27 protein-coding genes and 1 tRNA gene are annotated in these 26311 nt (G+C 65.4%); 1 reads left to right on the plus strand and 27 read right to left on the minus strand.

Annotated elements, in window-relative coordinates:
- The 23 genes from VGF12_RS20030 to rpsO all read right to left on the minus strand — a co-directional run.
- On the minus strand, positions 1 to 943 hold a 943-nt coding region (locus VGF12_RS20030; protein WP_331177817.1), incomplete at its 3' end, for an efflux RND transporter periplasmic adaptor subunit.
- A gap of 132 nt (positions 944 to 1075) precedes the next feature.
- Positions 1076 to 1657: an NUDIX hydrolase gene (locus tag VGF12_RS20035; RefSeq protein ID WP_331177818.1), complete on the minus strand. Its 582-nt coding sequence runs from the start codon at positions 1655 to 1657 to the stop codon at positions 1076 to 1078.
- Positions 1644 to 1946: a DUF2818 family protein gene (locus VGF12_RS20040; protein WP_331177819.1), complete on the minus strand. Its 303-nt coding sequence runs from the start codon at positions 1944 to 1946 to the stop codon at positions 1644 to 1646. The genes VGF12_RS20035 and VGF12_RS20040 overlap by 14 nt, the downstream gene beginning before the upstream one ends.
- An 8-nt stretch (positions 1947 to 1954) precedes the next feature.
- Positions 1955 to 3436 carry an NADH-quinone oxidoreductase subunit NuoN gene (gene nuoN / locus VGF12_RS20045; RefSeq protein ID WP_331177820.1) on the minus strand — a complete coding sequence of 494 codons (1482 nt, stop codon included), beginning with the start codon at positions 3434 to 3436 and terminating at the stop codon, positions 1955 to 1957.
- A 20-nt stretch (positions 3437 to 3456) separates the two neighbouring features.
- Positions 3457 to 4932 carry an NADH-quinone oxidoreductase subunit M gene (locus VGF12_RS20050; protein ID WP_331177821.1) on the minus strand — a complete coding sequence of 492 codons (1476 nt, stop codon included), beginning with the start codon at positions 4930 to 4932 and terminating at the stop codon, positions 3457 to 3459.
- 21 nt (positions 4933 to 4953) lie between these two features.
- On the minus strand, positions 4954 to 6993 hold the full coding sequence (gene nuoL, locus VGF12_RS20055; protein ID WP_331177822.1) for an NADH-quinone oxidoreductase subunit L: 2040 nt from the start codon (positions 6991 to 6993) through the stop codon (positions 4954 to 4956).
- A gap of 4 nt (positions 6994 to 6997) precedes the next feature.
- Positions 6998 to 7318: an NADH-quinone oxidoreductase subunit NuoK gene (gene nuoK / locus VGF12_RS20060; RefSeq protein WP_310330822.1), complete on the minus strand. Its 321-nt coding sequence runs from the start codon at positions 7316 to 7318 to the stop codon at positions 6998 to 7000.
- Positions 7315 to 7956: an NADH-quinone oxidoreductase subunit J gene (locus tag VGF12_RS20065; RefSeq protein WP_331177823.1), complete on the minus strand. Its 642-nt coding sequence runs from the start codon at positions 7954 to 7956 to the stop codon at positions 7315 to 7317. Before VGF12_RS20065 ends, nuoK begins: the two co-directional genes overlap by 4 nt.
- A 53-nt stretch (positions 7957 to 8009) precedes the next feature.
- Positions 8010 to 8498, minus strand: coding sequence for an NADH-quinone oxidoreductase subunit NuoI (gene nuoI / locus VGF12_RS20070; RefSeq protein WP_119046407.1), 489 nt, complete (start codon positions 8496 to 8498; stop codon positions 8010 to 8012).
- A 10-nt stretch (positions 8499 to 8508) separates the two neighbouring features.
- On the minus strand, positions 8509 to 9606 hold the full coding sequence (nuoH, locus tag VGF12_RS20075) for an NADH-quinone oxidoreductase subunit NuoH (protein WP_331177824.1): 1098 nt from the start codon (positions 9604 to 9606) through the stop codon (positions 8509 to 8511).
- A 2-nt stretch (positions 9607 to 9608) separates the two neighbouring features.
- A complete protein-coding gene (gene nuoG, locus VGF12_RS20080; RefSeq protein WP_331177825.1) occupies positions 9609 to 11915 on the minus strand; it encodes an NADH-quinone oxidoreductase subunit NuoG in 2307 nt (768 codons plus the stop codon).
- Between the two features lie 21 nt (positions 11916 to 11936).
- The gene (gene nuoF, locus VGF12_RS20085; RefSeq protein WP_331177826.1) at positions 11937 to 13277 is read right to left on the minus strand and encodes an NADH-quinone oxidoreductase subunit NuoF; all 1341 of its coding nucleotides are present in this window, start codon (positions 13275 to 13277) and stop codon (positions 11937 to 11939) included.
- A gap of 8 nt (positions 13278 to 13285) precedes the next feature.
- The gene (gene nuoE, locus VGF12_RS20090; protein ID WP_331177827.1) at positions 13286 to 13798 is read right to left on the minus strand and encodes an NAD(P)H-dependent oxidoreductase subunit E; all 513 of its coding nucleotides are present in this window, start codon (positions 13796 to 13798) and stop codon (positions 13286 to 13288) included.
- Positions 13799 to 13808: 10 nt separating this feature from the next.
- On the minus strand, positions 13809 to 15062 hold the full coding sequence (locus VGF12_RS20095; protein ID WP_331177828.1) for an NADH-quinone oxidoreductase subunit D: 1254 nt from the start codon (positions 15060 to 15062) through the stop codon (positions 13809 to 13811).
- 3 nt (positions 15063 to 15065) lie between these two features.
- A complete protein-coding gene (locus VGF12_RS20100) occupies positions 15066 to 15662 on the minus strand; it encodes an NADH-quinone oxidoreductase subunit C (RefSeq protein ID WP_331177829.1) in 597 nt (198 codons plus the stop codon).
- 10 nt (positions 15663 to 15672) lie between these two features.
- Entirely contained in the window at positions 15673 to 16149 is a 477-nt protein-coding gene (locus tag VGF12_RS20105) for a NuoB/complex I 20 kDa subunit family protein (protein ID WP_046113908.1), read from the minus strand.
- A gap of 30 nt (positions 16150 to 16179) precedes the next feature.
- A complete protein-coding gene (locus tag VGF12_RS20110; protein ID WP_310270349.1) occupies positions 16180 to 16539 on the minus strand; it encodes an NADH-quinone oxidoreductase subunit A in 360 nt (119 codons plus the stop codon).
- Between the two features lie 174 nt (positions 16540 to 16713).
- Positions 16714 to 16798, minus strand: a tRNA-Leu gene (locus VGF12_RS20115).
- Positions 16799 to 16910: 112 nt separating this feature from the next.
- Complete coding sequence (secG, locus tag VGF12_RS20120; RefSeq protein ID WP_331177830.1) at positions 16911 to 17294, minus strand: preprotein translocase subunit SecG; 384 nt, start codon at positions 17292 to 17294, stop codon at positions 16911 to 16913.
- Positions 17295 to 17355: 61 nt separating this feature from the next.
- Positions 17356 to 18099 (minus strand): triose-phosphate isomerase, encoded by a 744-nt coding sequence (tpiA, locus tag VGF12_RS20125; RefSeq protein ID WP_331177831.1) that lies wholly within the window; start codon positions 18097 to 18099, stop codon positions 17356 to 17358.
- Between the two features lie 10 nt (positions 18100 to 18109).
- Positions 18110 to 19096: an NAD(P)H-quinone oxidoreductase gene (locus tag VGF12_RS20130; RefSeq protein ID WP_331177832.1), complete on the minus strand. Its 987-nt coding sequence runs from the start codon at positions 19094 to 19096 to the stop codon at positions 18110 to 18112.
- Positions 19097 to 19107: 11 nt separating this feature from the next.
- Positions 19108 to 21252, minus strand: coding sequence for a polyribonucleotide nucleotidyltransferase (gene pnp / locus VGF12_RS20135; protein ID WP_331177833.1), 2145 nt, complete (start codon positions 21250 to 21252; stop codon positions 19108 to 19110).
- Between the two features lie 221 nt (positions 21253 to 21473).
- On the minus strand, positions 21474 to 21743 hold the full coding sequence (rpsO, locus tag VGF12_RS20140; protein ID WP_331177834.1) for a 30S ribosomal protein S15: 270 nt from the start codon (positions 21741 to 21743) through the stop codon (positions 21474 to 21476).
- A gap of 397 nt (positions 21744 to 22140) precedes the next feature.
- Between rpsO and VGF12_RS20145 the strand changes: the two genes are divergently transcribed.
- Positions 22141 to 22530: an Hsp20/alpha crystallin family protein gene (locus VGF12_RS20145; protein WP_331177835.1), complete on the plus strand. Its 390-nt coding sequence runs from the start codon at positions 22141 to 22143 to the stop codon at positions 22528 to 22530.
- On the opposite strand, the gene tsaD is transcribed toward VGF12_RS20145, so the two are convergent.
- From tsaD to hscB, 4 genes are read right to left on the minus strand one after another with little or no spacing between them, the layout of a single operon-like run.
- A complete protein-coding gene (gene tsaD / locus VGF12_RS20150; protein ID WP_331177836.1) occupies positions 22527 to 23570 on the minus strand; it encodes a tRNA (adenosine(37)-N6)-threonylcarbamoyltransferase complex transferase subunit TsaD in 1044 nt (347 codons plus the stop codon). The two genes, VGF12_RS20145 and tsaD, sit on opposite strands and share 4 nt — an antisense overlap.
- Positions 23567 to 23905: an ISC system 2Fe-2S type ferredoxin gene (gene fdx / locus VGF12_RS20155; RefSeq protein ID WP_331177837.1), complete on the minus strand. Its 339-nt coding sequence runs from the start codon at positions 23903 to 23905 to the stop codon at positions 23567 to 23569. The genes tsaD and fdx overlap by 4 nt, the downstream gene beginning before the upstream one ends.
- Positions 23906 to 23915: 10 nt before the next feature.
- A complete protein-coding gene (gene hscA / locus VGF12_RS20160) occupies positions 23916 to 25760 on the minus strand; it encodes a Fe-S protein assembly chaperone HscA (protein WP_331177838.1) in 1845 nt (614 codons plus the stop codon).
- On the minus strand, positions 25760 to 26278 hold the full coding sequence (hscB, locus tag VGF12_RS20165; RefSeq protein WP_331177839.1) for a Fe-S protein assembly co-chaperone HscB: 519 nt from the start codon (positions 26276 to 26278) through the stop codon (positions 25760 to 25762). The genes hscA and hscB overlap by 1 nt, the downstream gene beginning before the upstream one ends.
- Positions 26279 to 26311: the final 33 nt, after the last annotated feature.

Genomic DNA, 26311 nt, shown 5'->3' on the forward strand with positions numbered 1-26311 from the left:
TCCAGACGAAGGCGTTATCACCCTGGCGCTGCACCGAGCCTTCGGCCAGCACCAGCGCGCGGCGATCGGCGCTCTCGACCCGGCCTTCGGCATAGAGACCCGCCACCTGCGGCGCCTTGCTGCGGTCGTTGAATTCGGCGATCAGCTCGACCTGGCGGGTCGTCGCGTTGGCGGCGGCGTCGATGCGGGCCAGCTTGCCGCGGAACTCGGCGTCGCCGAAGCCGTTGATGCGGAAGGCCACCGGCTGACCGAGCTTGAGCTCGCCCAGGCGGTCGGCGGAAACCTGGCCCTCGAAGCGCATGGACGCCGGGTCGATGACCTTGACGAGTTCCCGACCGACCTGGACCGTGTCGCCGACCGACGTCTTGCGCTCGCTGACGACACCGTCGAAGGGCGCGCGCACCTCGGTGCGCGAAACCTGCTGGCGGGCCGTGACGGCGCGGGCCTTGGCCGCCGCAAGTTCGCTCTGCGCGGCGTTGCGGCGCACTTCGGCGTCTTCCAGGCCTTGCAGGGAGATCATGCCCTGCTGGTTCAACGTGCGCTGGCGGGCCAGCACACGTTCGGTCTGCTCGAAGCTCTGCTGAGCGGCGCGCAGCGCCTCCTCGGCGGAGGTCATGCTGTCACGAATGGCCGTCGGGTCGAGCCGGATGATGAGATCGCCCGTACGCACGCGCTCGCCGTTGTCCTTGGCCACCTGCAGCACGACGGCCGCGACTTCGGCGCGCAGGTCGGCGCGACGGGCCGGCTGGATCGCGCCGGTGATGACGGGGGCACCGATCAGGCCGCTCTGGCCGACCTGTCGCAGGTCTTCCGGGGCCAGCAGCAGAGGCGCTGCCGTCTTGGCTGCCGCGGCCTTGGCGTCGTCGGGCTTGCCGCCCTTGCTGCAGGCGGTGAGGATCAGGGCCAGCGTCAGGGCAGTGAGGATCGGCGTTGCACGCGTCATGGAGAAGCTCTCTTCAGAGGACAAGGGTCGGTCGGCTCAAAAAACGGCCGAGCTTAACGGTCTGGCAATACTTCGCCAGAGGTCATGCACCAGGTTTATTCACGTCCGCGCAGGCTTGCGCGGCGCAGGCTGTCAGGCCACCGGCTGCCAGTGCAGCGGCCAGGCGCCCTGCTGCCAGCGCTGCAGCCACATCAATCCGATCAGCGTCTTCGCATCGGTCAGTTCACCGCGGGCAGCGAACTGGTCGAGTTCCGCCGCGGTGTGCGTGACGAGTTCGAGAAACTCGCCGGCATCCAGCTTCTGCTCGCCTCTTGTGAGGCCGCGAGCGAAGTAGATGTGAATGCCCTCGTCCGAGTAGGCGATGGCGTTGTGCAGCACGCCGGCATGGGCCCACTCGGTGGCGCTGTAGCCGGTCTCCTCGGTCAGCTCGCGGCGACCGCAGGTGAGCGGATCCTCGCCGGCATCGAGCTTGCCCGCCGGGAACTCCAGCATGACGCGTCCCATGGGGTAGCGGTACTGGCGCTCCAGCAGCAGCCGGCCATCGTCGAGCAGGGGCACGACCATGACGGCGCCGGGGTGGCGGATGTATTCGCGGTGAGCGCTGGCGCCATCGGGCAGCGCCACGCGGTCTCGGCGGACGTCCAGAAAGTGGCCGCGGTAGACCTGACTGGATTCGAGCGTGCGCTCAACGAGATGCTCGTCAGTCCCGGCCACGGCGCAGATACCTCCAGACGAAGCCGGGAAAGCCCAGCGTGATGAAGAGGCAGGCCGCCGCAGCGTAGAACTCCCAGCCCTGCTCGTGGCGCTGGCCGATGCGGGCCTCCAGCAGGGAGCCGAGACCGAAGGTCAGCGCAGCCATCAACACCAGCTCGGCCACCCGCCACCACGCCGCCTTGCGGGCGCTGCGCGGGCCGACCAACAGCACCCGTTCGGTGAAATACGGCAGGTTGGCCGCGACGATGGCCACGACGAGGACCAGCCAGACAGCTGCAGACTGGTCCATGGCGGCGGTCAGGTTGCGAGGGTCTTCACGATGGCCTCGGCGCACAGGGCCATCAGGCCACCGGGCAGCAGGCCGAGGGCCAGCACTGCGGCACCGTTCAGCGACATGACGAAGCGCACGTCACCGGGCGCCGTGATGGGCGAGGTGTCGGTGGGCTCGTCGAAGAACATGACCTTCACGACGCGCAGGTAATAGAAGGCGCCCACCAGCGACACGACGACGGCGAAGACGGCGAGGACGATGTAGGCGGTTTCATGCGTGGACACCAGGGCCTGCAGCACGGCGAGCTTGGCGTAGAAGCCCACGGTGGGCGGCACGCCGGCCAGCGAGAACATGAACATCGTCATGACCAGCGCGAACCAGGGGCTGCGCTTGGCCAGACCGGCCAGGTCCTTGATTTCCTCGGCTTCATGGCCCTGGCGCGACAGCAGGATGACCATGCCGAACGTGCCCAGCGTCGTCAGCACGTAGGTGACGGCGTAGAACATCGCCGAGCTGTAGGCGTTGGCCGCGAACAGCGTGTTGTCGTTGACGACACCGGAGGCCATGCCCAGCAGCATGAAGCCCATGTTGGCGATGGTCGAGTAGGCCAGCATGCGCTTGAGGTTGCTCTGCGCAATGGCCGCCAGGTTGCCCACCAGCAGCGACATGATGGACAGCACCACCAACATTTGCTGCCAGTCCACGGCAAGGCCGATCATGCCCTCGACGAGCAGACGGACAGTGATCGCGAACGCGGCCAGCTTGGGCGCCGCGCCGATGAGCAGCGTGACGGCCGTCGGCGCGCCCTGGTAGACGTCAGGCACCCACATGTGGAAGGGGGCGGCACCGAGCTTGAAAGCCAGGCCGGCGACGACGAAGACCACGCCGAACACCAGCACCGCGCGGTTGGGCGTGCCCTTGGAGATGACGTCGAAGACTTCGGGGATGGTCAGCGAGCCGGTGGCACCGTACATCATCGACAGGCCGTACAGCAGGAAGCCGCTGGCCAGAGCGCCAAGGACGAAGTACTTCATCGCGGCCTCAGTCGACACCGCATGGTCACGGCGCAGCGCGACCAGCGCGTAGAGCGACAGGCTCATCAGTTCCAGGCCGAGGTAGACGACGAGGAAGTTGTTCGCCGACAGCATCACGTTGACGCCCAGGAGCGAGAACAGGCTGAGGATGAAAAGTTCGCCCTTGAGCATCTCGCGCACGCCAGCATAGGGGCGCGCATAGACGAGGGTGACCAGCGTGGCCAGGCAGGCAAAGCCGGCCAGCAGGTGGCCCATCGGGTCGGCGACGACCATGCCTTGCATGGCATAGGTAGTCATGCCGGCATTGAAGTAGCAGAAATGCATGACCGCGACGGCGACCAGCGTCAGCTGGGTCAGCCAGTAGGTCGGGCGGCGCTGTTCATCGGTGACCCAGAGGTCCACCAGCGCGACGACGCAGCCCATCGCCAGCAGCAGGATTTCGGGATAGATCGCGAGCCAGTTCATGTCGTTCATTGTTTTGCCTCAGCTCGCCATCAACCCGGGATCTTGCTGAGCGCGACATGCTGCAGCAGCTCGGTGACCGAGACGTGCATCACGTCGGTGAAGGGCTTGGGATAGACGCCCATGTAGAGCGTGGCCACGGCCAGCAGGCCCAGCATGACGAATTCACGGCGGTTGATGTCGGTGAGTCCGCGCACGTTGTCGTTGGCGATGTCGCCGAAGTACACGCGCTTGATCATCCACAGGGTGTAGGCCGCGCCGAACACCAGGGCTGTGGCAGCGATGCCGCCCAACCAGAAGTTGGCCTTGACGGTGCCGAGGATGACCATCCATTCGCCGACGAAGCCGGCCGTGGCGGGCAGGCCGCAATTGGCCATGCCGAAGAACACGGCGAAGGCCGTAAAGGTGGGCATGGTGTTAACGACGCCGCCATAGGCCGCGATCTCACGCGAATGCACACGGTCGTACAGCACGCCGATGCACAGGAACATGGCGCCCGACACGAAACCGTGCGAGATCATCTGCACCAGGCCGCCAGACACGCCCAGCTCGTTGAAGACGAAGAAGCCCAGGGTGACGAAACCCATGTGCGCGATGGACGAGTAGGCCACCAGCTTCTTCATGTCCTTCTGCACCAGGGCCACCAGGCCGATGTAGACGACGGCGATCAGCGACATGGCGATGATGAGCCAGGCCCATTCGCGTGCGGCGTCCGGCGCGATCGGCAGCGAGAAGCGCAGGAAGCCATAGCAGCCCAGCTTCAGCATGATGGCCGCCAGCACGACGGAGCCGCCGGTCGGCGCCTCGACGTGGGCATCGGGCAGCCAGGTGTGGACCGGCCACATCGGCACCTTGACCGAGAACGCGGCCAGGAAGGCGAAGAACAGCCAGGTCTGCGCGCCGCCCGGCAGCGGCAGCTTGTGCCAGGTCTGGATGTCGAAGCTGCCGGCCGACTGGTAGTACAGGTAGAGCAGCGCGACCAGCATCAGCAGCGAGCCGGCCAGCGTGTACAGGAAGAACTTGAACGCGGCATAGACGCGATTCGGGCCACCCCAGACACCGATGATGATGTACATCGGGATCAGCGTGGCCTCGAAGAACACGTAGAACAGCATGCCGTCCAGCGCACTGAACACGCCCACCATCAGGCCTGACAGGATCAGGAACGCGCCCATGTACTGGTTGACGCGCGTCTCGATGACCTCCCAGGCCGAGATGACGACGATGATGGTGATGAATGCCGTCAGCGGCACGAACCACATCGAGATGCCATCCACACCCAGGTGGTAGCGGATGTTGAAGCGTTCGATCCAGGACTGGTTCTCGACGAACTGCATCGCAGCCGTCGTCGTGTCGAAGCCCGTGATCAGCGGGAGGGTGACGAGGAAGCTCGCCACGGCCGCGACCAGCGCCATCCAGCGCACGGCCGGGGCCTGTTCGTCGCGCCCGAGCGCCAGCAGCAGCGCGCCGCAGGCGATGGGCAGAAAAATCGCAAGACTCAGCAACATTCTTGTTCTCCGCCTCGTCGATCAGAGCCCGAACAGGGCACTGAACTGGGGCTTGATATAGGGCCAGAGCTGCCAGGTCATCAGACCCATGACGCCGAGGATCATGACCAGGGCGTACCAGTACAGATAGCCCGTCTGCACGCGACGCACCAGACCTGCAATGCCACCGATGGTCTTCGCGGACCCGTTGATGATGACGCCGTCGATCAGGGCAGCATCACCGCCCTTCCACAGACCCGTGCCAATGAGGCGGGCTGCGCGGGCCAGGATGTTCTCGTTGATCCAGTCCATGAAGTACTTGTTCTCCAGGACGATGATCAGCGGGCGCAGCACCTTTGCCAGGGTGGCCGGGATGCTGGGGGCGACCATGTAGAACACATAGGCCGTGACAACGCCAGCGAGCGCCAGCCAGAACGGCATCGTGGAGAGGCCGTGCAATGCCATCGCGGCTGCGCCGTGGAAGCCTTCTGCCAGTTCCTCCATCGCCGGGTGGGCGTGCAGGTTGACGAAGATGGCATCCTTGAAGAACTCGCCGAACAGCATCGGCTGGATGGTCATGAACCCGATGACGACCGAGGGAATGGCCAGCAGCACCAGCGGCACCGTGACGACCCAGGGCGACTCGTGCGGCGTGTGGTCGTGACCATGGCCGTGATCATCGTGGTGATCGTGCTCGCCCGGGAAGGGCTTGTGGTGGAAGTTCTCCTTGCCATGGAAGACCAGGAAGTACATCCGGAACGAGTAGAAGGCCGTCACGAACACGCCGGCGATGACGGCGAAGTAGGCGAAGCCCGCGCCAGGCAGGTTGCTGGCGTGCACGGCCTCGATGATCGAGTCCTTGGAGTAGAAGCCCGAGAACAGCGGCGTGCCGATCAGCGCGAGCGAGCCCAGCAACGACGTGATCCAGGTGATGGGCATGTACTTGCGCAGGCCACCCATGTTGCGAATGTCCTGGTCATGGTGCATGCCCATGATGACGGAGCCGGCACCGAGGAACAGCAGCGCCTTGAAGAAGGCGTGCGTCATCAGGTGGAAGACGGCGACCGAGTAGGACGACGCACCCAGCGCCACGGTCATGTAGCCCAGCTGCGACAGCGTCGAGTAGGCGACGACACGCTTGATGTCGTTCTGGATGATGCCCAGGAAGCCCATGAACAGTGCAGTGATCGCGCCGATGACCATCACGAAGTTCAGCGCCGTGTCGCTCAGCTCGAACAGCGGCGACATGCGCGCCACCATGAAGATGCCGGCCGTCACCATCGTCGCGGCATGGATCAGCGCGGAGATGGGGGTCGGGCCTTCCATGGAGTCAGGCAGCCAGACATGCAGCGGGAATTGCGCCGACTTGCCCATCGCTCCGATGAACAGGCAGATGCAGGCAACGGTCAGCAAGGCCCAGTCGGTGCCGGGGAAGATCATCTGCGACAGGACGTCCGCCTTCGCGAAGGTCTCGGCGTAGTTCAGCGAACCGCCAAAGGCCACCAGCAGGCCGATGCCCAGGATGAAGCCGAAGTCACCGACCCGGTTGACCAGGAACGCCTTCATGTTGGCGAAGATGGCCGTCGGCTTCTTGTACCAGAAGCCGATCAGCAGGTAGGACACCAGGCCCACCGCTTCCCAGCCGAAGAACAGCTGGAGCATGTTGTTGCTCATGACCAGCATCAGCATGCTGAACGTGAACAGCGAGATGTACGAGAAGAAGCGCTGGTAGCCGTCGTCCTCTTCCATGTAGCCGATGGTGTAGATGTGCACCATCAGCGACACGAAGGTCACGACGCACATCATCATGGCCGTCAGACCGTCGACGAGAAAGCCAACCTCCATCTTCAGGCTGCCCAGCGTCATCCACTCGTAGACGGTCGCGTTGAAGCGCGCCCCGTCGACGGCGACGCTGTACAGCGTCATCGCCGAGATGATGAAGGCGATGAGCACGCCGAGGATGGTGACCACGTGCGAGCCGCGGCGGCCCACCGTCTTGCCGAAGAAGCCAGCGACGATGGCGCCCGCGAGCGGCGCCAGCGGCACCGCCAGCAGCAGGTTCTGGGAGAGTTGTGCAGACATTCGGTCAGCCCTTCAGCGCGTCGAGTTCCTCGACGTTGATGCTGGCTCGGTTGCGGAACAGCACGACCAGGATGGCCAGGCCGATGGCCGATTCGGCCGCCGCGACGGTCAGGATGAAGAACACGAAGACCTGACCCGCCATGTCGCCCAGGTAGTGCGAGAAGGCGACGAAGTTCAGGTTGACCGCCAGCAGCATCAGCTCGATGGCCATCAGCAGCACGATCAGGTTCTTGCGGTTCAGGAAGATGCCGATCACCGACAGCGCGAACAGCATCGCGCCGAGCGTCAGGAAATGGCCCAGGGTCAGTCCAGCGGCACCGATCATGCCTGGCCTCCTTCGGTGGGTGCAGCAGGTTGAGCGGGGGCGGCCACGGTGGGCGCCATCTTCACGATCTTCAGGCGCTGCGCCTTCGTGACCTTGACCTGCTCGGACGGGTCCATCGCACGAGAATCCTTGCGGCGGCGCAGCGTCAGCGCGATGGCGGCGACGATGGCGACCAGTAGCAGCACGGCGGCGATCTGCAGCGGGTAGAGGTAGTTGGTGTAGATCTCGATGCCGAGCAGCTTGCTGTTGCCCAGCTGCATCTGCGCTGCCGTCGCGACGGGAGCCTCGGCCAGCTGGAAGCCGCCCATCAGCACGATGCCCATCTCGAAGGCGATCAGTGCTCCGATGACGGCGGCCACGGGCAAGTGCTTCCAGAAGCCCTCACGCATGCTGTCCGTGTTCAGGTCCAACATCATGACGACGAACAGGAACAGCACCATGACGGCACCGATGTACACGAGCACCAGCGCGATGGCCAGGAACTCGGCCTTCAGCAGCATCCAGATGCAGGACGCCGTGAAGAACGACAGGATGAGGAACAGTGCGGCATGCACGGTGCTGCGCGCCGTGATGACACGGAACGAGCTCACCAGCAGGATGCCGGAAAAGACGTAGAAGAGGATGGTCGTGATGTCCATACGTATCCAGGCCAGCTGAGCTGGACCGCTGCGGCCGCGGGGCCGGGCAGCGATCAGCGGTACTTGGCGTCGGCCTCCTTTTGCGCAGCAATTTGCGGCTCGTACTTGTCACCGACCGCCAGCAGCATGTCCTTGGTGAAGTAGAGGTCGCCGCGCTTTTCGCCGTGGTATTCGAAGATGCTGGTCTCGACGATCGAGTCCACCGGGCAGCTTTCCTCGCAGAAGCCGCAGAAGATGCACTTGGTCAGATCGATGTCGTAGCGCGTGGTGCGGCGGCTGCCATCGGCGCGGACGTCACTCTCGATGGTGATGGCCATCGCGGGGCAGACGGCCTCGCAAAGCTTGCAGGCGATGCAGCGCTCTTCACCGTTCTCGTAGCGGCGCAGCGCATGCAGGCCACGGAAGCGCGGCGACAGCGGCGTCTTTTCCTCGGGGAACTGGATCGTGATATTGCGCGACAGGAAGTGCCGGCCGGTGAGCTTCATCCCCTTGAGCAGTTCCCAGAGGAAGAAGGTCTTGGCGAAATTCGTGATTGCAGTCATGGGCGCCGCCTCACTTCCAGATGTTGAACGGCGTCTGCATCCAGGCACCGACAACGACCAGCCAGATCAGCGTGATGGGAATGAAGATCTTCCAGCCCAGACGCATGATCTGGTCATAGCGGAAGCGCGGGAACGTGGCACGCACCCACAAGAACATCGTGACGACGAAGAAGGTCTTGCCGAACAACCAGGCCCAGTTCCAGAACGCCATCGTGTGCTGGATGAAGTCGGGCGTCTGCATGCCCAGCAGGCTCCAGGAGATCGGCGCGCTCCAACCACCGAGGAACATGACGACGGCCAGCGCCGACACCAGGATCATGTTGGCGTACTCAGCCAGGAAGAACATCGCGAACGACATGCCCGAGTACTCGATCATGTGGCCGGCCACGATTTCCGATTCACCTTCGACCACGTCGAACGGGTGGCGGTTCGTTTCGGCCAGGCCCGAGATGAAGTAGACGACGAAGATGGGCAGCAGGGGCAGCCAGTTCCAGGAGAGGAAGTTCAGGCCCATGTCCGCGAACATGCCCTTCTCCTGCACCTGCACGATCGTGGTCATGTTCAGGCTGCCGGTCACCATGAGCACGACGACGAGCGCGAAGCCCATGGCGATCTCGTAGGAGACCATCTGGGCCGATGCGCGCAGCGCACCCAGGAAGGCGTACTTCGAATTGGACGCCCAGCCCGCGATGATGACGCCGTAGACCTCCAGCGACGTGATCGCCATTAGGAACAGCAGGCCGGCATTGACGTTGGCAACCGCGGCATCCGGGCCAAAGGGCACGACGGCCCAGGCGGCCAGCGCCGGCATGATGGTCATGACGGGGCCGAGGAAGAACAGGCCTTTGTTCGCGGCGGTCGGCTTGATGATCTCCTTGAAGATCAGCTTGACCGCGTCAGCAATGGGTGTCAGCAGGCCGAAGGGGCCGACGCGATTCGGCCCCGGACGGATCTGCGACCAGCCGATGGCCTTGCGCTCCCACAGCGTCAGATAAGCGACGCAGATCATCAATGGCGCGATGACCGCGATGATCTTCAGCAGGCTCCAGACCAGGGGCCACAAGGCCCCCAGCAGCGAGGCGCCGTTTTGGTAGAGGGTGTCGATCATTCTTAGACCTTGCTGATGCTCAGCGTGCCGAAGGCAGCACCCAGGCTGGCGGTTTCGGGCACGCCGGCAGGGACGCGGGCCAGACCTTCCGGCAGACCGGCTTCAAGACGGGCGAGCAGTTGCGCGGCACCGCCGTCCTGCACGATGCGGACCTGATCGCCGGCGGACAGGCCGAGCTGTTGCCACAGGCTGGTGGGCAGACCCACGATCGCGGCTTCGCGACCGTCGGTGGTCAGTTGCAGCGACGACGAGTTGCGAACCAGCGCATCGGCCGCGTAGATGGGCAGGTTGGCGAAGCGCTCGACGCCCTCCCCTCGTGCAACGGCTTGCGGCGTGGCCGAGGTGGCGTTGCTGAGACGGCTGGTGATGTCACCGCCGAGCGCCTGTTCACGCACCTGCTCCGAGCTGTCCTGGTTGAAGCCTTCGAGGCCCAGCAGGTTGCCCAACACGCGCAGCACCTTCCAGGCCGGGCGGGTCTCGGCCAGCGGCCTGACGACACCGACGAAGCTCTGCAGGCGTCCCTCCGCATTGACGAAGGATCCCGAGGTCTCGGTGAACGGCGCGATCGGCAGCACCACGTCGGCGTACTCGAGGCCGCTCTTGAACGGGCTCAGCACGACGACCATCTCGGCCGCATCCAGTGCCTTGGCGGCTGCGGCGGCGTTGGCGGAGTCGAGCACCGGGTCGGTGTTCAGCAGCAACGCGGCCTTCAGCGACGTACCGCTCAGCATCTGGCCGGCATTCAGTCCGCCGGAGACGGGCTGAGCCTTCACGAGCTGGGCACCGACAGTGTTGGCAGCGGCCGAAAGGTAGCCGACGCTGGCGCCGGTCTGCTGGCCAATCCACTGCGCGAGCGCCAGCAGGCTGGCGGCCTGCGGATGTTCGGCGGCGGCGTTGCCGAGCAGGATGGCCTTGCGTTGGCCGGACTGCAGGCTGGCGGCGATCGCCTTGGCTTCGTCAGTGGCGGTGCCGGTCAACGGCGCGCCTGCACCCACGGCGGTGGCCACATCGGCCAGCGCCTGCACCCAGACCGACGGCGCGGCAGCCACGGAGGCACCGAGCGGCATCAGCCAGTCGTCGCTGTTGACGCCGACACGATGCACGGCCGCACCGCGACGGGCGGCGTGACGCAGGCGGGCGGCGAACAGCGGGTGATCCTTGCGCAGGTTGGAACCGACAACGAGGGCGCGGTCCAGCTCGGAGAGGCTCGCGACACTCGTGCCCAGCCAGCGGGCCTGGCCTGCCGGTGCGGCATTGCCGAAGTCGCTGTGGCGCAGACGGTGGTCGATGTTGTCGCTGCCCAGGCCGCGGACGACTTGCGCCAGCAGGTGCAGTTCCTCGACGGTGCTGTGGGCCGAGCCCAGGGCGCCGATGGAGGCGGGGCCGTGGTCGGCCTTGATGACCTTCAGGCCGTTGGCGACATATTCCAGCGCCGTCGTCCAGTCGACCTGCTTCCAGGCACCGCCCTGCTTGATCATGGGCGCGTTCAGGCGGGCGTCGCTGTTCAGCGCTTCATAGCTGAAGCGGTCGCGGTCGGCGATCCAGCACTCGTTGACGTCCTCGTTCTCCAGCGGCACGACGCGCAGGACCTGGTGGTTCTTGACCTGGACAATCAGGTTGGCACCGGTGGAATCGTGCGGGCTGACGCTCTTGCGGCGCGACAGCTCCCACGTGCGGGCGCTGTAGCGGAAAGGCTTGCTCGTGAGGGCGCCGACCGGGCAGATGTCGATCATGTTGCCCGACAGCTCCGAGTCCACCGTGCGACCGACGAAGGTCTGGATCTCGCTGTGCTCACCACGGTGGGCCATGCCCAGCTCCATGACGCCGGCGATCTCCTGACCGAAGCGCACGCAACGGGTGCAGTGGATGCAGCGGCTCATCTCCTCCATGGAGATCAGCGGGCCGACGTTCTTGTGGAAGACGACGCGCTTCTCTTCAGAGTAGCGGCTCTTGCCGGCGCCGTAGCCCACAGCCAAATCCTGCAGCTGGCACTCGCCACCCTGGTCGCAGATCGGGCAATCCAGCGGGTGGTTGATCAGCAGGAATTCCATGACGCCCTGCTGCGCCTTGATCGCCTTGTCACTCTTGGTGCGGACGATCATGCCTTGCGTGACCGGGGTCGCGCAGGCGGGCATGGGCTTGGGGGCCTTCTCCACGTCCACCAGGCACATGCGGCAGTTGGCCGCGATGCTGAGTTTCTTGTGGTAGCAGAAGTGCGGGATATAGGTGCCGGCCTTCTCGGCTGCATGCATGACCATGCTGCCTTCCTGGACCGAGACCTTCTGACCGTCGAGTTCGATTTCAACCATGATGGTGTTTCCCTAGGCAGCTCAGGTCGGAGCCACCAGGGGCTTCTTGTGTTCAATCAGGTGCACGAACTCGTGCTTGAAGTGCTTGATCATGGCGCGCACGGGCATCGCGGCAGCGTCGCCCAGCGCGCAGATCGTGCGGCCCTGGATGTTGTCGGCCACGGAGTTCAGCAGATCGAGATCCTCTGCCCTGCCCTCGCCGTGGTAGATACGTTCCAGCACACGGTGCATCCAGCCCGTGCCTTCGCGACAGGGCGTGCACTGACCACAGGACTCGTGTGCGTAGAAGTAGGACAGGCGCAGCAGGCTCTGCACGGCGCAACGCGAGTCGTCCATGACGATGACGGCACCCGAGCCCAGCATGGAGCCGGCCTTCGCGATGGAGTCATAGTCCATCGTGCACTGCATCATCACTTCGGCGGGCAGCACCGGAGCCGACGAACCACCGGGGATGACGGCCTTGAGTTTGCGGCCCTTGCGCACGCCCCCGGCCATCTCGAGCAGCACCGAGAACGGCGTGCCCAGCGGGATCTCGAAGTTGCCGGGCTTCTCGACGTCGCCCGACACCGAGAACAGCTTGGTGCCGCCGTTGTTGGGCTTGCCGATCTCCAGGTAGGCCTGGCCGCCATTGCGGATGATCCAGGGCACCGCCGCGAAGGTCTCGGTGTTGTTGATCGTCGTGGGCTTGCCGTAGAGGCCGAAGCTGGCCGGGAACGGCGGCTTGAAGCGCGGCTGGCCCTTCTTGCCTTCCAGCGATTCCAGCAGCGCGGTTTCCTCGCCGCAGATGTAAGCGCCGAAGCCATGGTGGGCGTGCAGCTGGAAGCTGTAGTCCGAACCCATGATCTTGTCGCCGAGATAGCCCGCAGCGCGGGCTTCTTCCAGGGCCGCCTCGAAGCGCTCGTAGACCTCGAAGATCTCGCCGTGGATGTAGTTGTAGCCCACCGTGATGCCCATCGCGTAGGCAGCGATGGCCATGCCCTCGATGACCTGATGCGGGTTGAACATCAGGATGTCGCGGTCCTTGCAGGTACCCGGCTCGCCCTCGTCGCTATTGCAGACGAGGTATTTCTGGCCCGGGAACTGGCGGGGCATGAAGCTCCACTTCAGGCCGGTCGGGAAGCCGGCGCCGCCGCGGCCACGCAGGGCCGAGGTCTTGACTTCAGCGATGACCTGGTCAGGCGTCAGGCCTTCACCGCCGTCCTTGCCCAGGATCTTGCGCAGGGCCGCGTAACCGCCGCGCGCTTCGTAGTCCTTGATCGACCAGTTCTTGCCATTCAGGTCCGCGTAGATCTGCGGGCTGATGTGGCGACCGTGGAAGCAGGTCTCGTTGCCGGTCGATTGGAATTTGGAGAGGTCCAGCATCGTCTTCCTCAGGCCTTCGCGGCTTCAGCGCGCAGCACGTCGACGAGCTCGTCGAGACGCTCGGTCGTCATGAAGCTGCACATCTGGCGATCATTGACGAGCATCACCGGCGAGTCGGCGCAGGCACCCAAGCACTCGCTCTTCTGCACGGTGAAGAGGCCATCGGCCGTCGTGCCGCCCTGCTCGATGCCAAGCTTGCTGCACAGATGGTCCAGGGCCTTCTGGCCGTTGCGCAGTTGGCAGGGCAGGTTCGCGCAGACGTTCAGCTTGAACTTGCCAACCGGGCGCTGGTTGTACATGTTGTAGAAGGTCGTCACCTCGTAGACCGCAATGGTCGGCATGCCGAGGTAGGCGGCAATCACGTCTTCCGCGGCGCGGGACACGAAACCCTCTTCCTGCTGCACGATGGCCAGGCAGGCCATGACGGCGGACTGGCGCAGGTCGTAGGGGTACTTGGCGACCTCGCGGTCGAAGCGAGCGCGGGTTGCGTCGCTCAGGGTGTAGTCGGTGCTGCTCGTCATCGCTTGCCTGTCAACGATCGATTTCGCCGAACACGATGTCCATCGTGCCGATGATGGCCACGGCGTCCGCGATCATGTGGCCACGGCCCATTTCATCCAGGGCCGCGAGGTGGGCGAAGCCCGGGGCGCGGATCTTGAGGCGATAGGGCTTGTTGGCGCCGTCGCTGACCATGTAGATGCCGAACTCGCCCTTGGGGTGTTCGACGGCCGCATAAGCCTCGCCTTCCGGCACGTGGAAGCCTTCGGTGAAGAGCTTGAAGTGGTGGATCAGCTCTTCCATGTTGGACTTCATGTCCACGCGGGCCGGCGGTGCCACCTTGTGGTTGTCCGTGATGACCGGGCCGGGGTTGGCCTTGAGCCACTTCACGCACTGCTCGACGATGCGGCAGGACTGGCGCATTTCCTCGACACGCACGACATAGCGGTCATAGGTATCACCGTTGGTGCCGATCGGCACGTCGAAGTCCATCTTGTCGTAGACGTCGTAGGGCTGGGTCTTGCGCAGGTCCCAGGCGATGCCCGAGCCACGCAGCATGGCGCCGGTGAAGCCCATGTTCAGCGCCCGCTCCGGCGACACGACACCGACGCCGACGGTGCGCTGCTTCCAGATCCGGTTGTCGGTCAGCAGCGTCTCGTAGTCGTCGACGTTCTTCGGGAAACGCTTGCAGAAGTCCTCGATGAAGTCCAGCAGCGAGCCCGAGCGGTTCTCGTTCAGCTGCGCAATGGCCTTGGCATTGCGGATCTTGCTGACCTGGTACTGCGGCATGCTGTCCGGCAGGTCGCGATAGACGCCGCCCGGACGGAAGTAGGCCGCGTGCATCCGCGCACCCGACACCGCCTCGTACATGTCGAAGATGTCCTCACGCTCGCGGAAGCAGTAGATGAGGATGTTCATCGCACCGCAGTCCAGGCCGTGGCAGCCCAGCCACAGCAGGTGGTTCAGGATGCGGGTCAGCTCGCCGAACATCACGCGGATGTACTGGGCGCGGATCGGCACTTCGAGGCCCAGCATCTTCTCGATGGCCAGGCAGTAGGCGTGCTCGTTGGACATCATCGACACGTAGTCGAGGCGGTCCATGTAGGGCAGCGACTGGATGAAGGTTTTGCTCTCGGCCAGCTTTTCGGTGGCACGGTGCAGCAGGCCGATGTGGGGGTCGGCACGCTGGATGACTTCGCCGTCCAGCTCGAGCACCAGACGCAGCACGCCGTGGGCGGCCGGGTGCTGAGGACCGAAGTTCAGCGTGTAGTTCTTGATCTCTGCCATGGCTTACAGACCGCCGTACTTGTCTTCGCGAATGATGCGGGGCGTGATCTCTCGCGGCTCGATGGTCACCGGCTGGTAGATCACGCGCTTCTGCTCGGCGTCGTAGCGCATCTCGACATGGCCCGACACCGGGAAGTCTTTGCGCATCGGATGGCCGATGAAACCGTAGTCGGTCAGGATGCGGCGCAGGTCATCGTGGCCGTCGAAGATGACGCCATACATGTCGAAGGCCTCGCGCTCGAACCAGTTGGCCGAGTTCCACACCGGCGTGACCGAGGCCACGCAGGGGAAGTCGTCGTCAGTGGCGAAGACCTTCAGGCGCAGGCGCCAGTTCTTGCTGACCGAAAGCAGGTGGCTGACGACTGCATAACGCTGACCTTCCCAGGCGCCGTCACCGTAGCTGCTGTAGTCGACACCGCAAAGGTCGATCAGCTGCTCCAGCTTCAGTTCGGGATGGTCGCGCAGCGTGGTCGCGACGTCGAAGTAGTCGGCAGCTCGCACGGTCAGCGTCAGTTCGCCCAAGGCGTTCTTCAGCTCGACGACACGGTCGCCCAGGACGGCGCCAATCTGCTGGGCCAGGGTTTCGAGGTTGTGACTCATACCGTGGTACTCAGCGGGCGATGGTGTTTTCGCGGCGGATCTTGGCCTGCAGCTGCAGGATGCCGTACAGCAGTGCCTCGGCCGTCGGCGGGCAGCCGGGCACGTAGACGTCGACCGGCACGATCCGGTCGCAGCCGCGCACGACCGAGTAGCTGTAGTGGTAGTACCCGCCGCCATTGGCGCAGGAGCCCATGGACAGCACCCAGCGCGGCTCGGCCATCTGGTCGTAGACCTTGCGCAGTGCTGGTGCCATCTTGTTGCACAGCGTGCCGGCCACGATCATCAGATCGGACTGACGCGGGCTCGGACGGAACAGCATGCCGAAGCGGTCGATGTCGTAGCGCGCGGCACCCGCGTGCATCATCTCGACGGCGCAACAGGCCAGGCCGAACGTCATCGGCCACAGCGAGCCGGTCTTGGACCAGTTGATGAGCTTGTCGACCGAAGTCGTGACAAAGCCCTCTTTCAGGACGCCTTCAATACCCATTTGAAATTCCCAGCTTGTGTCGGCGGACGCTTATTCCCAATCGAGGGCGCCTTTTTTCCATTCGTAGGCGAAGCCCACGACCAGGATGCCGAGGAAGATCATCATCGCCCAGAATCCGGTCGCACCGATTTCCTTGAGCGCCACGGCCCAGGGGAACAAGAAGGCGATTTCCAGGTCGAAAAGAATGAACAGGATGGCGACGAGGTAGTAGCGCACATCGAATTTCATGCGCGCGTCTTCAAAGGCCTCGAAGCCGCATTCGTAGGGGGAGTTCTTGGCCTGATCCGGCCGGTTGGGACCGAGGAGTGCGCCGAGCACCTGGGGCGCGATCCCGACAACTGCGCCAACCAGGATGAAGAGGATGACGGGCAGGTATTGTTCGAGATTCATCTGCGCTTTCTCGTGTCACAAAAGCAAACAGGCGCGCCACCAGCGAATCGAAAGATATCGCTCGCGGATCGCGCCCGCCTGGAACCTTGCATCCACCTCCGGTTCGCACCGGGCGATTTCTGCGACAGGCCGCTTTGGCCGACTCCCGAATCAACGGAAGCCCTGCCGATTGTTTGGTGCCGTCGGCGAGACTCGAACTCGCACAGCTTTCGCCACTACCCCCTCAAGATAGCGTGTCTACCAATTTCACCACGACGGCTGGTACTCATATCTGCCTGACAACTCATGAGGGTTTTGCCTGTCAGACAGCCTCGCATTCTATACCGGAAAAGCCCGCTCCCCGGCGAAGAAGCGCGGGTTTTAGTCAGTGATCAGTTCGTCGCTGCCGAAGCGGCGACAGAGGCCGGCGCAGCAGGCGCCACGACGGCACCGGGAATGGCGGCAGCACCCGACGCCGCCGGAGCCACGACAGCAGCGCGATCCAGCACGCTGTCGGCCGCAGCCGGCGAAGTGGTGCGGCCGTTGGACAGGAAGGCCAGGCCCAGCGTGCAACCGAAGAACAGCGTCGCGGCAAACGCCGTGGTGCGCGACAAGAAGTTGGCGCTGCCGGTGGCGCCGAACAGGCTACCCGAGGCGCCACTGCCGAAAGAGGCGCCCATGTCGGCCCCCTTGCCGTGCTGAACCAGCACCAGACCGATGATCGCCAGAGCCGACAGCAATTGAACGATCAACACCAGATTCGCAAAGACCTGCATTCCAAACACTCCATCAAAACGCTTGTGGCGCCCTGCCCTACGGCTGGGACGCCGGGAAAACTCAGTGGGCCGCAGCCAGGCAAATGGCTGCGAAGTCGGCCACCTTCAAGGACGCGCCGCCAATCAGGCCGCCATCGATGTCGGGCTGGCCGAACAGCTCGACGGCGTTGTCGGCCTTGACGCTGCCGCCGTAGAGGATGCGCATCGCCGAAGCGCGGTCCGTCGCCGCCTGCAACTGGGCGCGCAGCACGGCATGCACGGCCTGGGCCTGTTCAGGCGTGGCCGTCAGGCCTGTGCCGATGGCCCAGACGGGTTCGTAGGCCACGACCATCTCGCCGCAGCAATGGCCCAGCGTGTGGATGACGGCGGCAAGCTGGCGCTTGACGACGGCTTCGGTCTGCCCGGCCTCGCGCTCGGCACGCGTCTCGCCGACACAGACGATGGGCGTCACGCCATGCGCCAACGCGGCCTTGGCCTTGTCGGCGACCAGCTGGTCGCTCTCGGCGTGATAGGCGCGACGCTCCGAGTGCCCCACGATGGCGTAGCGGCAGCCGATGTCGTGCAGCATGGCCGACGACACTTCGCCGGTATAGGCACCCTGCTCGTGCGCGGAGCAGTCCTGGGCACCGTAGGCAATGGCGGTGCCGGTCAGCGCCAGCGCCGTCTCGGCGATGTAGGGGAAAGGCACGCAGACGGCAACGTCAGCGTTCCAGGGCCCAGCCTCCTTGAGGCCGGCAAGCAGCTGGGCGTTGGCAGCGCGGCTGCCATGCATCTTCCAGTTGCCGACGACGAGTTTCTTTCTCATCTCCACTCCATCACCAGGTCAGCACGATCTTGCCGATGTGCTGGTTGGATTCCATCAGCGCGTGCGCCTTGGCCGCCTGGGCCGCGGGCAGCTCGCAGTCAATGACGGGCTTGATGCGACCGGCCTCGATCTGGGGCCAGACCTTGTCGCGAAGCGAACGCGCCAGTTGAGCCTTGAAGGCCGCCGAACGCGGGCGCAGCGTCGAGCCGGTGATGGTCAGGCGCTTGCGCAGCACGAGGCCGGCATCGATCTCCGACTTCACCCCGCCCTGCACTGCGATCAGCGCGAGGCGGCCGTCATCGGCCAGCGCCTGCACGCCACGGCCGATGTAGTCACCCGCCACCATGTCCAGGATCACGTCGACACCCCGACCGCCGGTGGCGTCCATGGCTTCCGCGACGAAATCCTGTTCACGGTAGTTGATCGCAACGTCGGCGCCCAACGCCTTGCAGGCCTCGGCCTTCTCGACCGAACCCACGGTCACCAGCACGCGGGCACCCAGCGCCTTGGCCATCTGGATGGCCGTCACGCCAATACCGCTGGATCCGCCATGGACCAACAACGTTTCGCCGTCCTTCAGGCCCGCGCGTTCGAAGACGTTCGCCCAGACCGTGAAGCAGGTTTCCGGCAGTGTGGCCGCCTGCGCGAGCGTCCAGCCCAGGGGCACCGGCAGGCATTGGCCCACGGGCGCCGCGCAAAGCTCGGCGTAGCCGCCGCCATTGACCAACGCGCAAACCTTGTCGCCGAGCTTGAAGCCATGCGCTGCCAGGGCCTGGTCATCGCCAGCGATGATCTCGCCCGCGACCTCCAGCCCGGGCAGCTCACTGGCACCCGGCGGCGGCGGGTAGGCGCCCTTGCGCTGCAGCACATCCGGCCGATTGATGCCGGAAGCTGCCACGCGGATCAGGCACTCACCCGGGCCCGCGACTGGATCCGGCCGTTCCGCCAGCTCCAGCACCTCGGGCCCGCCAGGGCGGGTGATCGCGATGGCCTTCATCGCCCGTCGACTTACTCGGCTGCGGGCGGTGCGACGTCAGCGGCCGGAGCGGCTTCGCGCTCAGGGCGGTCGATCAGCGCCTTCATGGACAGCTTGATGCGGCCCTTCTCGTCGGTCTCCAGCACCTTGACCTTGACGATCTGGCCTTCTTGCAGGAAGTCGGTCACCTTCTCGACACGCTGGTGCGCGATCTGGCTGATGTGCAGCAGGCCGTCCTTGCCCGGCAGCAGGTTCACGAGGGCACCGAAGTCCAGGATCTTGGTGATCGGGCCTTCGTAGACCTTGCCGACTTCGACTTCGGCCGTGATCTCGGCGATGCGCTTCTTCGCCAGTTCGGCCTTCTCTGCGTCCGTCGAAGCGATGGTGATCGTGCCGTCTTCGCCGATGTCGATGGTCGTGCCGGTTTCTTCGGTCAGCGCGCGGATGGTGGCGCCGCCCTTGCCGATCACGTCACGGATCTTCTCCGGGTTGATCTTCATCGTGTACAGGCGCGGGGCGAACTGCGACACCTCGGTGTTGGCGCTGCTCATGGCCTCGACCATCTTGCCCAGAATGTGCAGGCGGGCTTCCTTGGCCTGAGCCAGGGCAACCTGCATGATTTCCTTGGTGATGCCCTGGATCTTGATGTCCATCTGCAGGGCGGTGATGCCGGTCGTCGTGCCGGCCACCTTGAAGTCCATGTCGCCGAGGTGGTCCTCGTCACCCAGGATGTCGGTCAGCACGGCGAAACGGTTGGCGTCCTTGATCAGGCCCATGGCGATACCTGCCACGTGGGCCTTCATCGGCACGCCGGCGTCCATCAGCGCCAGGCAGCCGCCGCAGACCGAAGCCATGGACGAGGAGCCGTTGGACTCGGTGATTTCGGAGACGACGCGCAGCGAGTACGGGAAGTCTTCCTTGCTCGGCAGCGCGGCGATCAGTGCGCGCTTGGCCAGGCGACCGTGGCCGATTTCGCGGCGCTTGGGGCTACCGACACGACCCGTCTCGCCGGTGGCGAAGGGGGGCATGTTGTAGTGCATCATGAAACGGTCTTCGAACTCGCCGTCCAGCGCGTCAATGCGCTGTGCGTCGCGGTCCGTGCCGAGCGTGGCGACAACCAGGGCCTGCGTCTCACCACGGGTGAACAGCGCCGAACCGTGAGTGCGCGGCAGGATGCCGTTGCTGATCTCGATGGGGCGCACCGTGCGGGTGTCGCGGCCGTCGATGCGCGGCTCGCCGGCCAGGATCTGGCTGCGGACGATGCGGGCTTCGATCTCGAACAGCAGGCCCTCCACCTCGACCTTGTCGAAGGCGACGCCCTCGGCGGTCAGTGCAGCGAAGACGTTTGCGGTGGCTGTGCGGCAAGCCTGGGTGCGAGCCTGCTTGGAGCGGATCTGGTAGGCCTCGCGCAGCGGGCCTTCGGCCAGGCCGTTGACCTTGGCGATGAAGGCCTCGTCCTTGGCAGGCGCGGTCCAGTTCCAGGCCGGCTTGCCGGCTTCCTTGACCAGCTCGTTGATGGCGGCGATGGCCACGTTGCCCTGCTCGTGGCCGAAGACCACGGCGCCCAGCATGATTTCTTCCGACAGGCCGGAGGCCTCGGACTCGACCATCAGCACGGCCGCTTGCGTGCCGGCGACAACCAGGTCCATCTGGCTGTTGGCCAGCTCGGACTTGCTGGGGTTCAGCGTGTACTCGCCGTTGACATAGCCCACGCGGGCGGCGCCGATCGGGCCGTTGAACGGGATGCCGGACACGGCCAGCGCAGCCGAGGTGCCGATCATGGCTGCGATGTCGGCCTGCACTTCGGGGTTCAGGCTGACGACATGGATGACGACCTGGACTTCATTGAAGAAGCCCTCGGGGAACAGCGGACGGATCGGGCGGTCGATCAGGCGGCTGGTCAGCGTCTCGTGCTCGCTGGGGCGACCCTCGCGCTTGAAGAAGCTGCCAGGGATCTTGCCGGCAGCGTAGGTCTTCTCGAGGTAGTCGACGGTCAGCGGGAAGAAGTCCTGGCCCGCCTTGGCTTCCGTCTTGGCGACCACGGTGGCCAGCACGACGGTGCCTTCGATGTTGACGAGAACGGCGCCGGTGGACTGGCGGGCGATCTCACCCGTTTCCAGCACGACGTTGTGGTTGCCCCATTGGAAGGACTTGGTGACTTTGTTGAACATGGACATGCTCATTGCTCCTGATTGCTAAGAGTGCACGTCATCAGACAGTGGCACTCGTGGGAACCGGAAACGAGGCTGGGTTTGGTCCAGATACCATTCCAGGGCAGCTCAGCGAAGAGCCGTCTTGGAATGATCCGCGACCACGTCAGCTTGGTTCCTGGGTAGAAAGACAAAGAGCCTGTACTGGGCTTGATGGACCAGACAGGCTCCTCGGCGGATTTGCTCGATTACTTACGCAGACCCAGCTTCTGGATCAGCGCGACGTAACGGGCGGAGTCCACACGCTTCAGGTAAGCCAGCAGGCTCTTGCGCGTGTTGACCATCTTCAGCAGACCGCGGCGGCCGTGGTGGTCCTTGGCGTGCAGCTTGAAGTGGGGGGTCAGCTCGTTGATGCGGGCGGTCAGCAGGGCGACTTGGACTTCCGGGCTACCGGTGTCGTTGGCGCTGCGGGCGTTGGCCTTGACGATATCGGCCTTGTTCAGATCGGCGACGGACATTTTGTTTTCCAAAAAGGTTTCGGAAGTCCGGCCGGGCGAGACGCACACGAGGCGCTGCCGCAGACGGTTTCCGGGGTTGACTTGCGGACACGGGGGAAACCGCCCCGAGCCGTGCTTGGCATTTCGCACGCGCGAAAGAGATATCTTCCCAGCGCGCAAAACCTGCGGATTCTAGCGTAAAGCCGGAGAACGGCCAAACCTCGGCAGGCCAAGCGAGCGGACATAGGGCCGCCACCCGGGGCTTTCAAGAGCCCCAAGCGCCCTGCCCCGCAAATGCGTGACTTCTCCCGCCGCGACGCAGGAGAGCCCTTGAAGCGCACTCCAGCCGCCCTATCTCCCGGTCATCGGGTGCTGCTCCCGACCGGTTCAGCAGCGCAAACCAACGGAGTTTTCAGCCATGTTCTACCTGACCCACCCCCGCCAAGTCACCCGTGTCCTGCGCCAGTTCGATGCCGACACCACGCGCACCCCGGCCCTGGACATCAGCGAAGACGACAAGGCCTACAGCGTCACGGTCGACATGCCTGGCGTCGCCAAGGACGCCGTCAAGGTCCGCGTCGAAGGCCGACGTGTGCACATCGAGACGGCAACGGCTGAAGCCGCTGCGCCGACCGATGGCTCCCGCGTGCTTTATCGCGAACGCCGCGCCGCCAGCTACGCCCGCAGCTTTTCGCTGCCGGTCGAAATCGACCAGATCCAGTCGCAGGCCCGCTTCGAGAACGGCGTTCTGACGCTGAACCTGGTCAAGCGCGTCGCCGAGAACGGCGGCCAGCTGACGATCAACTAAGCCGCAGAAAGATCCCAGCGCGGGCGGACTTCGAAACCGCCGTCTCGCCGGGGCTGGGCCATGCCGCGCTGCACGCGCAGCGCTGCGGCCATCGCGATCATGGCGCCGTTGTCAGTGCACAGCGACAGCTCAGGGTAGTGCACGCGCACACCCCGCTTGGCGCAGGCGGCGTTCAACTGCTCGCGCAGCTTGGCGTTGGCGCCCACGCCGCCGGCGACGACGAGGCGCTTGAGGCCCGTCTCCTTCAGCACCATCAGCGACTTCTTCACCAGCACCTCCACGATCGCCGCCTGCGTCGACGCGGCCAGATCGGCCTTGGTCTGCTCGCAGGGGGAGTCGCCGATCTTCTTCACCTGGGTCAGCACCGCGGTCTTCAGGCCGGCAAAGCTGAAATCCGGCTTGCCGCTGTGCAGCAGCGGGCGCGGCAGCTCGAATGCGTCGGGGTTGCCGAACTCGGCCATGCGCGCCAGGTGCGGGCCACCCGGGTAAGGCAGGCCCAGCAGCTTGGCGCTCTTGTCGAAGGCCTCGCCAGCGGCGTCGTCGATGGTTTCGCCGAGGATCTCGTAGCAGCCCACATCGTCCACGCGCATCAGCTGGGTGTGCCCCCCGCTGACGAGCAGCGCGACGAAGGGAAACTCCGGCGGGTCGGCCGACAGAAAGGGCGACAACAGATGTCCCTCGAGATGATGGATCGGCAACGCCGGCACGTCCAGCGCGGCAGCCAGCGACACGGCCACGCCGGCGCCGACCAGCAGCGCGCCCGCAAGGCCGGGGCCTTGCGTGTAGGCCACCAGATCCATGTCCTGCAGCGCCAGGCCAGCCTGCGAAAGCACTTCTCGCGTCAGCGGCAGCACGCGGCGCACATGGTCGCGCGATGCCAGCTCGGGCACCACGCCGCCATAGGCCTGGTGCATGGAGATCTGGCTGTGCAGCGCCTGCGCCACCAGCCGAGGCGGCTTGTCGCCTTCCACCTCGACGAGCGCCACCCCCGTCTCGTCGCAGGACGACTCGAAGCCGAGGATGCGCTGGACAGCGCTCACTTGCCTTCCTTGGCGTGGTTGATCGAGTACTTGGGAATCTCGACCGTGATGTCCTGCTGGCGCAGCAGCGCCTGGCAGGATAGGCGCGAATCGGGCTCCAGCCCCCAGGCGCGGTCCAGCATGTCTTCCTCGTCCTCCTCCATCTCGCTCAGCGAGCGGCCGCCTTCGCGCACGATGACGTGGCAGGTCGTGCAGGCGCAGACCTGGTCGCAGGCGTGCTCGATGTGGATGTCGTTGTCCAGCAGGGCTTCGCAGATCGACGTGCCCGGGGCGGCCGTGATGCTGGCGCCTTCGGGGCAGTACTCGGCGTGCGGGAGGATCTTGATGACGGGCATGGTGTGAATCTCAGAGCTGGCTGACATCGCGGCCGGTCAGCGCGCGGGCGATGCTGCGGTTCATGCGTTCGGCGGCAAAGCCTTCGGTCGCCTCGGCCAGCGCCTTGGTGGCGGCTTCGATGGCATCGGCGTCGTCGGTCATGGCGGCCAGGACCGACAGACGGGCTTCCAGCGCTTCGCGCTCGGCCGCGGGCAGCAGGTCGCCATCGGCGGACAGCGCGCTGCGCGTGGCAAGCACCATGCGCTCAGCCTCGACACGCGCCTCGCGCAGCTTGCGTGCGGCCATGTCGGCGTCGGCACTGGCGAAGCCGTCCTTCAACATGCCGGCAATCTGGTCGTCCGACAACCCGTAGCTGGGCTTGACGGCGATGGACGCCTCGACGCCCGAGGTCAACTCGTGGGCCGACACGCTGAGCAGGCCATCGGCATCGACCTGGAAGCTGACGCGGATGCGCGCGGCCCCGGCGGCCATGGGCGGGATGCCCCGCAGCTCGAAACGCGCCAGCGAACGGCATTCACTGACCAGCTCGCGCTCGCCCTGCACCACGTGCAGCGCCAGGGCCGTCTGGCCGTCCTTGAAGGTCGTGAAGTCCTGGGCCTTGGCGACGGGGATGGTGGCATTGCGTTCGATGATGCGCTCAACCAGTCCGCCCATGGTCTCCAGTCCCAGCGACAGCGGGATCACGTCGAGCAGCAGGATCTCGCCATCGGCCGCATTGCCGGCGAGCTGGTTGGCCTGCACGGCCGCGCCCAGCGCGACGACCTCGTCGGGATTGAGATTGGTCAGCACCTCGCGCCCGAACAGCTCCCCGACGGCCCGGCGCACGACCGGCATGCGGGTGGAGCCTCCGACCATGACCGCGCCCTGCACGTCGGCCGCCTTGACCTTGGCGTCGCGCAGCACGCGCTTCACGGACGACAGGGTCTTGGCGATCAAGGGCTGAGCCAGCGCTTCGAACTGGGCCTGCGTGATGGTCACTCGCAGCTCCCCCGCGTCCAGCACGGCCACGAGCTCGGTGGAGTCAGCCCCAGACAGCGCTTCCTTGGCGGCACGCGCCGCGATGAGGATGGCGCGCTTGTCGTGGGCCGACACCAGGGTCCGGCCGGCCAGCGCCCAATCCGCCAGCGCACGGTCGAAATCGTCGCCGCCCAGTGCCGCATCGCCGCCTGTCGCCACCACCTCGAACACGCCGCGCGTCAGGCGCAGCAGCGAAATGTCGAAGGTGCCGCCGCCCAGGTCATAGACGGCGTAGAGGCCTTCGGCGGCGTTGTCCAGGCCGTAGGCGATGGCCGCGGCTGTCGGCTCGTTGATCAGGCGCAGCACCTGGATGCCGGCCAGCTCGGCGGCGTCCTTGGTGGCCTGGCGCTGGGCATCGTCAAAATAGGCCGGCACCGTGATGACGGCACCGAACAGGTCGTCCACGAAGCTGTCTTCGGCGCGAAAACGCAGCGTGGCGAGGATCTCGGCCGACACCTCCACCGGGCTCTTGACGCCATCGCGGGTCGCGATGGCGAGCATGCCGGGGCGGTCCTCGAACCGGTAGGGCAGATGCTCACGGTCGCCCACGTCGGCAACGCTGCGCCCCATGAAGCGCTTGACCGAGACGATGGTGTTCTCGGGGTCCTCCGCCTGGGCCGCGAACGCATCGGCACCGATCTGGCGACGGCCTTCCGGCAGGTAGCGCACGGCGGACGGCAGGATCACGCGACCCTGCTCGTCGGGCAGGCATTCGGCCACCCCATGGCGCACGGCAGCAACCAGGGAGTGCGTCGTGCCGAGGTCAATACCGACGGCGATGCGGCGCTGGTGCGGGTCGGGCGAGGCGCCGGGTTCGGAAATCTGTAGAAGGGCCATTAGGCGTCCAGCGCCGCGAGGCGCTTGTCGATGTCAGCCCGAAAGCGCTGGATGAACATCAGCGCACGGACCTGGGAAGCGGCGGCGGGCGCGTCGCCCGCCTCGTCAAGCAGGCGCCGGGCCTGCTCCAGCGCGGCGGCTTCGGCGCTGGCCGCGTCGTCATCCAGCGCCTCGAGCGCCGCCTCGTCGGCGGCCTCGTCCAGCGCCTCGCGCCATTCCATCTGTTGCATCAGGAAGGCCGGCGGCATGGCGGTGTTGTTCTCGGCCTGCACCGGCGCACCGCGCAGCTCGCACAGATAGGCGGCGCGGGCCAGCGGATTGCGCAGGCGCTGGTAGGCCTCGTTGACGCGCATGGCCCACTGCATGGCCACGCGCTGTGCTGCGGCGCCTTCCGACGCGAACCGGTCGGGGTGGACCTCGGCCTGCAGCAACTTCCAGCGTGCGTCAATGTCGGCGCGCACCTGTGCCTGCGTCTCAGGCAGGCCGAAAAGCTGGAAGTCGTTGTCGGTCAGGCGCATGGCAAGGTGAAAAAGCAAAAAGCGCGGCCGGTG

Origin of the sequence: Roseateles sp., from assembly GCF_036404855.1 — a bacterium.
Taxonomy (GTDB): domain Bacteria; phylum Pseudomonadota; class Gammaproteobacteria; order Burkholderiales; family Burkholderiaceae_C; genus Pelomonas.

Bases quoted from the DNA above. Each gene is read 5' to 3' on its own strand.
- nuoL (WP_331177822.1), bottom strand. From the start codon at position 6,993: ATGTCTGCACAACTCTCCCAGAACCTGCTGCTGGCGGTGCCGCTGGCG.
- nuoH (WP_331177824.1), bottom strand. From the start codon at position 9,606: ATGATCGACACCCTCTACCAAAACGGCGCCTCGCTGCTGGGGGCCTTG.
- hscB (WP_331177839.1), bottom strand. From the start codon at position 26,278: ATGCGCCTGACCGACAACGACTTCCAGCTTTTCGGCCTGCCTGAGACG.
- nuoI (WP_119046407.1), bottom strand. From the start codon at position 8,498: ATGACTGCAATCACGAATTTCGCCAAGACCTTCTTCCTCTGGGAACTG.
- VGF12_RS20100 (WP_331177829.1), bottom strand. From the start codon at position 15,662: ATGAGTCACAACCTCGAAACCCTGGCCCAGCAGATTGGCGCCGTCCTG.
- VGF12_RS20065 (WP_331177823.1), bottom strand. From the start codon at position 7,956: ATGGACATCACGACCATCCTCTTCTACGTCTTTTCCGGCATCCTGCTG.
- nuoN (WP_331177820.1), bottom strand. From the start codon at position 3,436: ATGAACGACATGAACTGGCTCGCGATCTATCCCGAAATCCTGCTGCTG.
- secG (WP_331177830.1), bottom strand. From the start codon at position 17,294: ATGCAGGTCTTTGCGAATCTGGTGTTGATCGTTCAATTGCTGTCGGCT.
- VGF12_RS20050 (WP_331177821.1), bottom strand. From the start codon at position 4,932: ATGTTGCTGAGTCTTGCGATTTTTCTGCCCATCGCCTGCGGCGCGCTG.
- hscA (WP_331177838.1), bottom strand. From the start codon at position 25,760: ATGGCCCTTCTACAGATTTCCGAACCCGGCGCCTCGCCCGACCCGCAC.
- pnp (WP_331177833.1), bottom strand. From the start codon at position 21,252: ATGTCCATGTTCAACAAAGTCACCAAGTCCTTCCAATGGGGCAACCAC.
- tpiA (WP_331177831.1), bottom strand. From the start codon at position 18,099: ATGAGAAAGAAACTCGTCGTCGGCAACTGGAAGATGCATGGCAGCCGC.
- nuoK (WP_310330822.1), bottom strand. From the start codon at position 7,318: ATGATCGGTGCCGCTGGACTGACCCTGGGCCATTTCCTGACGCTCGGC.
- fdx (WP_331177837.1), bottom strand. From the start codon at position 23,905: ATGCCCGTCATCAAGATCCTCCCGCACGCCGAGTACTGCCCCGAAGGC.
- rpsO (WP_331177834.1), bottom strand. From the start codon at position 21,743: ATGTCCGTCGCCGATCTGAACAAGGCCGATATCGTCAAGGCCAACGCC.
- VGF12_RS20145 (WP_331177835.1), top strand. From the start codon at position 22,141: ATGTTCTACCTGACCCACCCCCGCCAAGTCACCCGTGTCCTGCGCCAG.
- VGF12_RS20110 (WP_310270349.1), bottom strand. From the start codon at position 16,539: ATGAATCTCGAACAATACCTGCCCGTCATCCTCTTCATCCTGGTTGGC.
- nuoF (WP_331177826.1), bottom strand. From the start codon at position 13,277: ATGCTGGACCTCTCCAAATTCCAATCGACCGGCAACGAGACCTGCTTC.
- VGF12_RS20130 (WP_331177832.1), bottom strand. From the start codon at position 19,096: ATGAAGGCCATCGCGATCACCCGCCCTGGCGGGCCCGAGGTGCTGGAG.
- nuoG (WP_331177825.1), bottom strand. From the start codon at position 11,915: ATGGTTGAAATCGAACTCGACGGTCAGAAGGTCTCGGTCCAGGAAGGC.
- nuoE (WP_331177827.1), bottom strand. From the start codon at position 13,798: ATGACGAGCAGCACCGACTACACCCTGAGCGACGCAACCCGCGCTCGC.
- VGF12_RS20105 (WP_046113908.1), bottom strand. From the start codon at position 16,149: ATGGGTATTGAAGGCGTCCTGAAAGAGGGCTTTGTCACGACTTCGGTC.
- VGF12_RS20040 (WP_331177819.1), bottom strand. From the start codon at position 1,946: ATGGACCAGTCTGCAGCTGTCTGGCTGGTCCTCGTCGTGGCCATCGTC.
- VGF12_RS20095 (WP_331177828.1), bottom strand. From the start codon at position 15,062: ATGGCAGAGATCAAGAACTACACGCTGAACTTCGGTCCTCAGCACCCG.